This is a genomic window from Labilibaculum euxinicum, assembly GCF_009795715.1.
Classification (GTDB): domain Bacteria; phylum Bacteroidota; class Bacteroidia; order Bacteroidales; family Marinifilaceae; genus Labilibaculum; species Labilibaculum euxinus.
The window spans coordinates 162,086-173,479 of the sequence record NZ_WTCR01000012.1 but is presented as its reverse complement, the minus strand read 5'-3'; the positions used below and the strand labels follow the sequence as shown (position 1 = coordinate 173,479).

Genomic DNA, 11,394 nt, shown 5'->3' with positions numbered 1-11,394 from the left:
TTGCCTTCAGAAAGGATCTTTTAGGTACTAATCTGGCTCTCAGGAAACTTTCAAATGGCATTTTGCAATTTCCAAAATGCATGTTGGGAGTTTCAAAATGCATGTTGGGATTTTTCTGAGACGAAAATGGGCACAATTTGGCTCATTTGAAGCGCCAAAAATGCCAAAATTAACTTCCAAAACGTCTTTTGCAAACGCAAACGGGTCTTTTGCAAATTGCTGCATGATACAATTTGTTCCGAAAAACACTTACACGCCATATTTTTCACAAAAACAAAATTTGCAGTAAGCAGACAATAAAAACAGGTATTTCAAACCAATCACCACACACAAAATAATTAACAAAACAAATTAAATATAGCAAAACGTCATTTTTTTATCCTTTCGCTTAAAGCACATGCAAAAACCTGTTTATTAAATAGTAGCAACACAAAACAAAAGGGGTGATTTTTTGAACTTCGCCCTGTTTAGGCTTTATTTAAACTTAACCATATATTATTTTGCTTTTTGATTTATAAAAAAACATTCAAAATTCAGTAACAAACACTCTATCAATACAATTAATTTTCATCCTGTAAGCCCAGTATTTTTGCGATGTTAAGTCTCTTGAGAAAAAAAACATCAAAAAAAAAGCATTTTTACAAAAAAATCTTTCCTAGCTTTAATACAGGATCCCAAACAATATGTTCAACCAATAAAAATTAGTAACATGGCACAGACAATCATTAAAAAAAGATTTTATCGAATACTATGAGACATTTTTTTTACCAAGGTGCCTCAATTGAAATGAAAAAAAATTCTGTTTTGGCAGCAAAACAGGCTTTGCAATTTCAATTCACCCTAAGCCTCTCACAGCAAGCACTTCACCATTTTTCGCCTCCTTATTTGTTTTTTTGTTGGCGTTCAAATCTTATTTAACTTTAGTTGATCAAACTATCAATCAAAAATAGAAACCAGCTAATTCAAAAATACGATGGACATCAGCATTTTTACCGACAAAACAGCAGAACCCACACAGAAAGATTTACAGGAACAATTGGCTTCGATTTATCCTTTATGGGAACAGATTGCAGAAAGTGTTCGAAAAAAATATCCAAAGCCAAAAGAAGAGTGGAACTATCCCGGTAAAAATTACGGATGGAGCTTTCGCCTAAAAGATAAAAAACGGGCTATCATTTACCTTCTTCCCCGGCAAGGGTATTTTAAAGTGGCCTTTGTTTTTGGACAAAAGGCAACAGATCAGATTATGGCGTGTGATATCGATGCATCCATAAAAGAAGATTTGGCTGGTGCTAAAAAATATGCCGAAGGACGCGGCCTTTCAATTGAGGTTCACAATGCCAAACCGATCAACGACATCGAAAAATTAATCGATATAAAAATTGCGAACTAACCAATGTTTACAACACACAGACTAAAACGGAACCGCAGCTTAAGCGAGCGCGCCAAAAGGATCAAAAAAACGTGATCTGCGAACGGGAAACCAATTGGGAAGCATACATCACGAAACCGCATCCTATTTTGGCTTTTGCTCCTCCAAATTAAATACTTTTGTAAAAAACAGAATCTATTTAGAATAGTTTGATGAACCAAAAAGAAGCTCAAAAAAGTTCCCGTGGCTATGTCCCAAATGGTGCAGAAACAGAATTTACCCATTGCGATTGTAAAGAACTAATTCATTTGCTCAACAGCAAAATTCCCGCCGAAAGATCTGTCGCGGCCAGATTACTTTCCAACAGCTCCACTCAAGAATCTGTATTTGCTTTAATTTCGGCACTAAAAAAAGAAACAAAGCTGTATCCCAAACTCGAAATCTGCAATTCGCTTGTAAATATTGGTTCCCTCTCTATTAAGCCTTTACTGGCACAATTAGGCCAAATAGGAAGCAATCAACATCAAAAAATTCCGGCAAAAGAATTCAAAAAGATCAGTTATCCTTTACCAAGGGATATTGCAGCCCGTACTCTTGTCCGGTTCGGAAAAAAAGCTCTTCCGTTGCTGCTTACTGTACTCGAAGAAAATAAGCCGAAACAAATTTCCGAGGCCATTGATGCCATTGGATTTATAAATTTCTACAATTCAGAACCGGAACTAGTAAACCCCCTGCAGAAATGTTACCATCGTCATTTCAATAATGAGCTTATTCAGTGGAAAATTATTCGTGCCATGAGTGGATTTCCTGAAAGCAAAACCTTTTTGCTGGATCAACAACAACAAATTAACACGCTTCGATTACTTCAGGAAATTGACCGAAGCTTACTGCTTATCAGCAGGTTCAACTAAAACAATTACTTTCTGCAGTAAAGAACCAAAAGCAATACTTCAGACAAATAACAATTGAACCCGGCTTAATGTGGATTCATTATAAAAAATAACTTCTCTCAATAAAACAATCGTTTCGAAAGCCTGATTTAAGAAGAAATAATACCTTTGACAGCAACAAACACACCAATTTACAGAAACCGGTATGAGAAAATCTTTAGCTAACAAGCTCCTGATCTACTTTGTCGTACTCAACTTATTATCAATACTTATTGTTGGTATATTTGCCTATACTCAGGCAAAAGATGCTTTAATTCTGCGTACTTTCAACCAGCTTACCTCCGTTCGCATTGAAAAGAAAAAACGCGTTGAAGATTTTTTCCAACAATGCATTCATGAAATAGAAGCAATCAGTACTCTTACATTCAGTTTCCCTCCTGAAAAAAGTACGGTGAATCTCTCCCATTTCATTAGTGATCATCGCATTTTTAAAACTGGTTTTGCTTCCTTACTTACCGGCAAACAAAATTATAAAAGCATTTACCTCTATCAGTCGAATACAGTTTCTTCGGGTTTCCAAATCAAGCCAAAAACCGGTGATCTGAGCCAAACAAAATTACAGCCTGAACATTTTCAATTGTTTGCCGGTCTGCTTCCTAAAAATGAAATTTCGGTTCGGGAACTGCTCAACCCAAAAGATCAGTCAAAAACAGAAATTCTTATCTGTAAAACAATCAGCTTTCAAGACCAAAAGGTGGTTCTGGCTTTTGGTATCAATACAGAGATTATCAATTCCATTATGCTGGATAGAAATCCGTTAAACGGATTGGGTAAATCCGGCGAAGCCTATCTGGTAGGCGAAGATCATCTGCTGAGAAGTACGAGCCGCTTTCAGGAAAATTCAATTTACGCCGTAAAATCCTCAACCAAAGGTGTGAAACTGGCATTTCAGGATAGTATTGGGTCTGATATTTTTAAAGATTACCGAGGCGTTCAGGTGCTAAGCTCTTACAGCAAAATGAATCTGCCGGATTTAAATTGGGTGATTCTTGCTGAAATAGATCAACACGAAGCCATGATTCCCATTCGGAATTACGGAAACTCTATGTTTTACATTCTGATTATTCTAAGTCTGCTGCTGCTGGGCGTTGTTGCCATAATTGCCAATACCATAACTGCTCCTATCCGAAAATTACGGGCCGAAACCGAGAAAATTTCATCGGGAATTTATGAACAGGTTACTGATATAAAAGCGGATGGCGAAATAATGGAATTGGTGGCCGCTTTCAACCAAATGACTCAGAAAATAAAAGAACAGCAGGAGAATCTTCAAATTGCCAAAGACCAAAGTATTTCATCGATGATAGATGGACAGGAAGCTGAGCGAAGCAGACTGGCCAGAGAACTGCACGATGGATTGGCTCAAACAATTTTGGCTATTAAAATGCGCTTGGAAAATACCGCTCCGGAAAATGCAGCTGCCGTATTGGGGGAATCGAGGGAAATGTTTTCCGATTTAATGACAGAGATCAGGGGCATGTCGAATGATTTAATGCCTGCCGTTTTACGGGAATTCGGATTGAATCATGCTCTTGGCAGTCTGTTGCAGCGAATTGAAGAAAACAGCTTATTACAAACTGATTTACAGATTCAGGGCGATTTACCTGAAATCAGCAAAAAAACAGAGACCTACCTCTACCGAATTGCACAGGAAGCAACTAACAATATCATAAAACACGGCCAGGCTAAAAATATCAACATCCAGTTAACGCAAAAAGCAGATTCCCTGTTTTTCGAAATAAAAGATGATGGCATCGGATTGCCTTTGAATGGAATTCCTAAAAACGGCAACGGCTTATCAAATATTAAGGAACGCATTTCCATATTGGGCGGAAATGTATTTTTAGAGGAAGAATATCCTCATGGCTTAAAGGTACAATGTAAAATTCCATTAGTAAAAATATCAGTATGAAACGTCCATTCCAAAGGTGTTTTTACACACAGGGAGATGATTATTCCAGCATGGTAATCCCGAAAGCTTTCGGGACCATATGACAAAAACTTAAAATTATAAACATATGAATAAGATTAGTGTTGTTTTGGTTGACGATCACAAACTGTTTCGCGACGGATTAAAATCCTTACTGCATAACACCGAGGACATAACAGTTGTTGGAGAATTTGGAAACGCAAATGATTTGATTAAACAGGTGGATCAATTGGCTGCTCAAATTATCATTACTGATATTAGCATGCCGGGAATGAACGGCATTGAACTGACTCAATATCTGGCCAAAAAGCATCCTTGCATAAAAGCCATCATTCTATCCATGCACAACAATAAGGAATTTATTTTAAGTGCCATGGATGCCGGTGCAAAAGCGTATCTGCCAAAGGATATTGCGGGAGAAGAACTTAACAAAGCCATTCAAGAAGTGAACAAAGGCAACGAGTATTTTAATCAGGAGATCAGCAATATTGTAATGAGAAGCCTTATGCGCGGCAATAAAGATGACAAAAATCACGGGGAGTTAACCAAACGGGAAACCGAAGTGCTTCGTTTGGTGGCAGATGGATTCATGAATAAAGAAGTAGCAGACCAACTCAGCATCAGCGTTCGCACAGTTGATTGCCATAAAAACAATATTATGAGCAAATTAGGTTTAAACACAACTGCCGAATTGGTAAAATATGCAATCAAAAACCACATTATCGAAGTCAATTAGCAAAATATACACAAATATTCGCTTTCCCACGAAAGAGTTTGTTTGTAAATGTAAGCACCACTCTGTTCTTTGAACATCTCCCCTTAAAAAAGGGAGAAACACCTTAAATAAATGAATCCTTCCTTTTTAAGGGAAGGTGCCGACAGGCGAAAGGGTGTATTGTAAAAATTACAATTATCAGAATTATTTACTGCTCAAAAGACTTTTAAAAACCTCACCCCAACCCTCTCCTAAAGGAGAAGGAGCTTTACAAATCCAACAAACAAAAAATTGAAGCTGTTTTCCCTTTTCCTTTGGGAGCTTCTCTTTATACACAAATATTCGCTTTCCCAGACAAGAGTTTGTTTGTAAATATAAGCACTACTCTGTTCTTCGAACATCTCCCCTTAAAAAAGGGAGAAACACCTTAAATAAATGAATCCTTCCTTTTTAAGGGAAGGTGCCGACAGGCGAAAGGGTGTATTGTAAAAAATTACAATTATCAGAATTATTTACTGCTCAACAGACTTTTAAAAACCTCACCCCAACCCTCTCCTAAAGGAGAAGGAGCTTTACAAATCCAACAAACAAAAAAATTGAAGCTGTTTTCCCTTCTCCTTTAGAAGCTTCTCTTTATACACAAATATTCACTTTCCCAGACAAGAGTTTGATTGTAAACATACACCCCTCTGTTCTTTGAATATGCAAGATCTCAATCTTTCGAGGATGTAGATTGACTAAAATTTATGCCTGATTATTAAGGTGACCTAAAATTATCTCCTGATCCTACTTTATTTCCACACTAGGTAATTCACCTAGCATATCGCCATTTTTCGTAATTCATTTTAGGGGTAATTCTCTATTTCGGGCTGATTTGCTCTCTCCTATATTCGTCATAGAATAATTCACACAATAACAAACTAACATTAATTCTATGAAACGATCAGGCGTATATCTGCTAATCGCATTTATGCTGAGTATTTGCAGTTCTTCTTTTGGACAAAAAGAGAAAGCGGTACTTGATTTTGGTGCCGATGTAATGAGCCGCTATGTTTGGCGGGGAACACAATTTGGAGGCACAAGTCCGAGTCTTCAACCATCGGTAACACTCAACTACAAAGGCTGGGAATTGGGTGCATGGGGAGCTTATTCCTTAGGCGGAAACAATGCAGGTCAGGAATTCGACCTTTATTTGGGTTACACTTTTGCCAAAGATCTGTTTAGCCTTACTCTAACAGATTACTACTTCCCAACCGAAGGCGAAGATTACAATTATTTCGAGTTCAACAATGATCTTACTGGTCATGTGTTGGAAGGAAGCTTCAGTTTTAACGGCAATGACAACATTCCATTTGCTTTGATGGTTGCCGTTAACTTTTGGGGAGCAGATGCCGTTAAACTTGGAAATCATCCAAACGCAGCTGATTTCAATCAAAAAACCGGACTCCAGTATTCTACTTACACTGAGCTGTCGTACAGTCATAAAATGGCTAACGACGTGACTCTTGATGCCTTTTTAGGAGTGAATTTAACCAAACCGGCAGAAGCAAAAACCTCTACAGGATTTAACGGCGAAAGCGGATACTACGGAAGTAAAGCAGGTGTTGTTAATCTAGGTGTAACTCTTTCTAAAGAAGTTGCACTCAACGAGAAATTTTCTTTACCCGTTTCAGCATCTGTAATCACCAATCCAGTAGATGAAAAAATCTATTTTGTATTTGGATTTTCATTTTAATAAACACTAAAAACTAAATATCATGCTTGATACAGGATCAACTACTTTTATGATTTTATGTACCAGTCTGGTGATGTTAATGACACCAGGACTGGCCTTTTTCTATGGCGGACTAGCCGGAAAACGAAATATTTTAGGCGTAATGATGCAAACGTTTGTTTCATTAGGCATCACCACAATTATGTGGGTAACCATTGGTTATTCTCTATGTTTTAGCGGTGGCGAGGGAGGTATAATTGGAAACCTTGATTTTGCCTTTTTAAATGGAGTCGGTTTTGATACCATGTACGCAGGTGCCGGCAATAAGTATCCAAATTTTATATTTATAGCTTATCAAATGATGTTCGCCATCATTACACCTGCTCTGATTACCGGGGCATTCGTGAATCGTGTCACATTTAAAGCTTACCTCTTCTTTTTAGTGGTATGGCAATTATTTGTTTATTATCCATTCGTGCATATGATTTGGGGCGGAGGAATCCTTCAGGAATGGGGTGTTCTTGACTTTGCCGGTGGTGTGGTTGTTCACGCAACTGCTGGTTTTGCAGCACTTGCATCAGTATTTTATGTAGGAAAACGCCGTGACAGACAAAGCCCTCCTAACAGCATTCCATTGGTAGCAATTGGTACTGGTTTATTATGGTTTGGATGGTATGGTTTTAATGCCGGCAGTGAATTAGATGTGAATAACATTACAACACTTGCATTTTTAAATACCGACGTTGCAGCTTCTTTTGCGGCTATTACATGGTTAATTATAGAGTGGTCACGAGAAGGGAAACCTAAATTTGTAGGCTTATTAACAGGAGCTGTTGCCGGTTTGGCAACCATTACGCCAGCAGCTGGTTTCGTACCATTATGGGCTGCAATGCTTATTGGTATTCTTGCAGGTGCACTTTGTTACCTTGCTGTTCAACTTAAAAACAAATGGGGCTGGGATGATGCTCTGGATGTTTGGGGCGTTCACGGTATGGGTGGTGTCTTTGGAACTATCTTATTGGGTGTATTCGCATCTTCGTCAATTAACGGTCAATCGGGTCTTTTAGAAGGAGATGGTGCTTTCTTCTTTAAAGAGGTGGTAGCCGTGTTAATCAGTGCCACTTATGCTTTCATTTTCACTTATTTAATGCTGACAATAATCAACTTTATAACTCCCGTTAAAGTTAAAATGAAAGATGAAGATGATGGATTGGATGCATCTTTACATGGTGAACGTGCTTACGATGATGGAGCCCTATAATCTTTTTACTACATACATTTATCCAAAGCAGCTTCTTTTTAGGAGCTGCTTTTTTTGTGTTTAACTGGTTCCAAATCAGAAATCAGCAGAATGTAATAAAAGTGTAAATTTTTCTATTTGCATTGAAATATATTTTAATACATTAGTGAATAAGTTTCCTTGATTATCAAAGAAGCAAATAGAACTAAGACCTGCGGTTAATTGTAACTGTTCATGGCCAAACCCAAAACACATAAAACACTTATTATGAAAATATTAGCCGTCGAAAAAGAATTAAAAGATGTTGACTGGAGTAACAAAAGCTGCATTTTAGAGCAGGAAGCCCGTCACGTTCACGAATTATACATATCAGAATACTTGCGTGAAATCTATTTTAATGAAGACAATAATGCTGTATTGATAATGGAATGCAAGAGTTTGGAACATGCCAAAGAAATTTTAGATGAACTCCCTTTGGTAAAAGAAAAGCTGATCAAATTTAAGATCATGCAACTCAACCCTTACACCGGATACAAACGAATTATCAAAAAAGAGAATATCCAGAAAAAATAATTATACCCCTTTTCTTCTCGAAATATATGAACTTCACATGATAACTTGAACTGATACTTAGGTTATCATGTGAAGTTCTCAAAAATACGGTTTTAAACGTAGTCTTTTAAACAATAGAATCCTTACTCTTGTTTCATGCTTTTACAAATTGCACTAATAGTATCGGTTTTATTACAATTCGGAGCTTTTTTTATTACCATTAGCCTGATTCCAAAAACACGCTTCAACAGCTCCTGGATTATGGTTTCCATAGGTTTCTTACTTATGGCTTTGCGCAGATTTACAGAACTTTTTAGTGTGTTCAATGCAGACCAAGGTAAACCGGAAATATTCATCACCAACTGGATGGCTGTCGTAATTTCATTGCTCATGTTTTTTGGCGCTTTCTACATTCGCCGTATTTTTCAGCTTCAGGATAAGGTAGATAAAGAGAGAAAAGAAAATGAAGCAAAAGTGCTGAGTGCAGTTATCAAGACCGAAGAGCAGGAACGCCATCGCTTTGCCAAAGAATTGCACGATGGATTGGGGCCGATTCTCTCCACCATTAAAATGACAAATTCCGCTTTAAATAAATCTGCTGAAAATTCAAATAACCTGCAAATCATTCAAAAAACAGATCAGGCCATCAACGAAGCCATTATCACCGTTAAGGAGATATCCAACAAGTTGAGTCCTCATATTTTGGAACGATACGGTTTGGAAAAAGCCATTAAAACATTTGTCGGGGGAATTCAGCTGACCGATCAATACCAAATTCAATTGAATATTCAATTGTGCGAAAAACGTTTCGACTACAACGTGGAGTTGATCCTGTACCGGATCATCGGTGAATTGTTCAGCAACACCATAAAACATGCTTCTGCATCTAAAATCGATCTTTCACTCCTTAGCTATCATCAAAAATTAGAATTGATGTACAGTGATAATGGGATCGGCTTTTCCACGGAACCAAAACCGGTAAAAGGAATGGGCTTATCGAACATCCACACGAGGGTAAAATCGTTGGACGGAACCATTGAAATAAACAGCAGGAAAAATGAAGGGGTTTATCTCAAAATTGAAATACCTATATCATGACTGAAGCTTTAAAATTGGCACTGGTGGATGATCACGATTTGTTTCGTGAAGGGCTATCCTTTCTTCTCAACAATCAAAACAGCAAACCTGAAATTAAGGAAGTAAGTAATGGTCAGGAATTATTGGATTTGCTGGCCAAATGGCAGGCTGACATTATTCTTATGGATATTGAAATGCCGGTAATGAATGGAATAGAGGCAAGTAATGAGGTGATGAAAAAATATCCAGCCTCCAAAATAATTGCTCTCTCGATGCATGCCAATGAGAATTATTATTCGGAGATGATAGATGCCGGAGCCAAAGCCTTTTTGCTGAAAAATTCCAGTTTCGAAGAAGTTCAGCAAGCCATAGAAGCCGTTATGGAGGGACGAAACTATTTTTCACCCGAAATATTGGAAAGTATTATTGCCAATTTGAACCGAAAAAAAAATCAGCCCTCAAAATCTGATTTAACACAGCGGGAAGTTGAAATTCTATACAACATTTGCAAGGGCTTATCGAATCAGGAAATAGCCGAAATGCTCTTTATCAGTAAACGCACGGTTGACAAACACCGCGAAAACATACTACTAAAAACCCAATCGAAAAACACAGCATCTTTAGTTATTTATGCCATAAAAAATCACATTTTTGAGGTGTAAAAAAGAGGGAACCCAAAATTTGAAAAGGATAAAGACATTCCTTTTACTTCAGACACACTACGTACAAATACCTATTGCGTAATTACGTTTTTATACGCTGATATATAGCTTACAGATGAAATACTTTTGATGATAACAAATCAAAACATTCTGCTATGCTGATCCCTTTTTTAATTCCTTTTGTAATCGCCATTTTTTTATCTGTAAATATGGGGGGAAGTGGTACCGGACCAGCCTTTTCTGCAGCCTATGGTTCTAATGTTATTAAAAAGAGTTTGATTCCAGGCTTATTTGGACTGATGGTTTTTACAGGTGCAATTGTTGGTGGTAAAGAAACGGCCAAAACCGTTGGAAAAGGCCTTCTGGATCCACAATTAATGAGCTTTTCGGTTGTCTCCGCCATATTATTAGCCGTAGCGGTTTCCTTACTAATTGCCAATCTCTTTGGTATCCCTCAATCAACCAGTCAGTCGACAGTGATGGCCGTAACTGCACCGGCAATCTATTTCAATTCACTAAATACCAACAAACTGTTATTCGAAATTCTCCCAACCTGGTTCATCATGCCAATTGTGGCTTTTGCACTGGCATTTTTTATTGGCAAATACATTTACAAACCCATACGAAAACGTGGATACACAATCTCCAAAAAAGTAAACGACAGCTATCTGTTAAAAGGACTAATTGTAATTATGTCCTTATATGTGGCCTTTTCAATAGGAACCAATAATGTTGCCAATGCTGCCGGCCCCTTATCATCAATGGCCTGCAACGAGCTAATGGTGAGTCAAAACCGCTACTTGCAGGTAATGATACTGGCCACATTAATAGTCGCACCAAGTTTTTCCATTGGCAGCTCAGTTTTTGGTGATAAAATTTTACAAAACACAGGAAAAGAAATCGTGTTGTTTGGAAGAATCGAAGCAGTTATCATTGCTTTTATCTCAGCAAGTTTATTGCTAAGCGCGTCATTAATCAAAGGAATTCCAACTTCGTTGGTACAGCTTAACGTTGGTGCTATTATTGGAATTGGAGTTGCTAAATTGGGATTCCGAAACATATTCCGGAAAACTGAAGTCGATCGGTTTTTTGTGATGTGGATCATCGCTCCCATGGTTTCTTTTGGTTTGTCGCTGTTGTTCATCTATTTGCTGGATATAATAGGACTCGTTGATTTATAAT

General features: G+C 37.6%; 10 protein-coding genes. All 10 read left to right on the top strand.

The window, feature by feature from the left end; translation table 11 throughout:
- Positions 1–973: 973 nt before the first annotated feature.
- The gene (locus GQR60_RS15865) at positions 974–1,393 is read left to right on the top strand and encodes a DUF3788 domain-containing protein (protein ID WP_124993876.1); all 420 of its coding nucleotides are present in this window, start codon (positions 974–976) and stop codon (positions 1,391–1,393) included.
- A gap of 191 nt (positions 1,394–1,584) precedes the next feature.
- A complete protein-coding gene (locus GQR60_RS15860) occupies positions 1,585–2,283 on the top strand; it encodes a HEAT repeat domain-containing protein (protein WP_124993875.1) in 699 nt (232 codons plus the stop codon).
- A gap of 184 nt (positions 2,284–2,467) precedes the next feature.
- A complete protein-coding gene (locus GQR60_RS15855) occupies positions 2,468–4,234 on the top strand; it encodes a sensor histidine kinase (protein ID WP_124993874.1) in 1,767 nt (588 codons plus the stop codon).
- A gap of 106 nt (positions 4,235–4,340) precedes the next feature.
- Positions 4,341–4,988: a response regulator transcription factor gene (locus tag GQR60_RS15850; protein ID WP_124993873.1), complete on the top strand. Its 648-nt coding sequence runs from the start codon at positions 4,341–4,343 to the stop codon at positions 4,986–4,988.
- Positions 4,989–5,901: 913 nt separating this feature from the next.
- Complete coding sequence (locus GQR60_RS15845) at positions 5,902–6,702, top strand: TorF family putative porin (protein WP_124993872.1); 801 nt, start codon at positions 5,902–5,904, stop codon at positions 6,700–6,702.
- Between the two features lie 22 nt (positions 6,703–6,724).
- A complete protein-coding gene (locus GQR60_RS15840; RefSeq protein ID WP_191991634.1) occupies positions 6,725–7,942 on the top strand; it encodes an ammonium transporter in 1,218 nt (405 codons plus the stop codon).
- 246 nt (positions 7,943–8,188) lie between these two features.
- A complete protein-coding gene (locus GQR60_RS15835) occupies positions 8,189–8,494 on the top strand; it encodes a superoxide dismutase (protein ID WP_101311721.1) in 306 nt (101 codons plus the stop codon).
- A gap of 135 nt (positions 8,495–8,629) precedes the next feature.
- Positions 8,630–9,571, top strand: coding sequence for a sensor histidine kinase (locus GQR60_RS15830; protein WP_124993870.1), 942 nt, complete (start codon positions 8,630–8,632; stop codon positions 9,569–9,571).
- Positions 9,568–10,212: a response regulator transcription factor gene (locus GQR60_RS15825; protein ID WP_124993869.1), complete on the top strand. Its 645-nt coding sequence runs from the start codon at positions 9,568–9,570 to the stop codon at positions 10,210–10,212. The genes GQR60_RS15830 and GQR60_RS15825 overlap by 4 nt, the downstream gene beginning before the upstream one ends.
- Positions 10,213–10,367: 155 nt before the next feature.
- On the top strand, positions 10,368–11,393 hold the full coding sequence (locus GQR60_RS15820) for an inorganic phosphate transporter (protein WP_124993868.1): 1,026 nt from the start codon (positions 10,368–10,370) through the stop codon (positions 11,391–11,393).
- Position 11,394: the final 1 nt, after the last annotated feature.

Bases quoted from the DNA above. Each gene is read 5' to 3' on its own strand.
- GQR60_RS15865 (WP_124993876.1), top strand. From the start codon at position 974: ATGGACATCAGCATTTTTACCGACAAAACAGCAGAACCCACACAGAAA.
- GQR60_RS15820 (WP_124993868.1), top strand. From the start codon at position 10,368: ATGCTGATCCCTTTTTTAATTCCTTTTGTAATCGCCATTTTTTTATCT.
- GQR60_RS15860 (WP_124993875.1), top strand. From the start codon at position 1,585: ATGAACCAAAAAGAAGCTCAAAAAAGTTCCCGTGGCTATGTCCCAAAT.
- GQR60_RS15835 (WP_101311721.1), top strand. From the start codon at position 8,189: ATGAAAATATTAGCCGTCGAAAAAGAATTAAAAGATGTTGACTGGAGT.
- GQR60_RS15840 (WP_191991634.1), top strand. From the start codon at position 6,725: ATGCTTGATACAGGATCAACTACTTTTATGATTTTATGTACCAGTCTG.
- GQR60_RS15845 (WP_124993872.1), top strand. From the start codon at position 5,902: ATGAAACGATCAGGCGTATATCTGCTAATCGCATTTATGCTGAGTATT.
- GQR60_RS15825 (WP_124993869.1), top strand. From the start codon at position 9,568: ATGACTGAAGCTTTAAAATTGGCACTGGTGGATGATCACGATTTGTTT.
- GQR60_RS15830 (WP_124993870.1), top strand. From the start codon at position 8,630: ATGCTTTTACAAATTGCACTAATAGTATCGGTTTTATTACAATTCGGA.
- GQR60_RS15850 (WP_124993873.1), top strand. From the start codon at position 4,341: ATGAATAAGATTAGTGTTGTTTTGGTTGACGATCACAAACTGTTTCGC.
- GQR60_RS15855 (WP_124993874.1), top strand. From the start codon at position 2,468: ATGAGAAAATCTTTAGCTAACAAGCTCCTGATCTACTTTGTCGTACTC.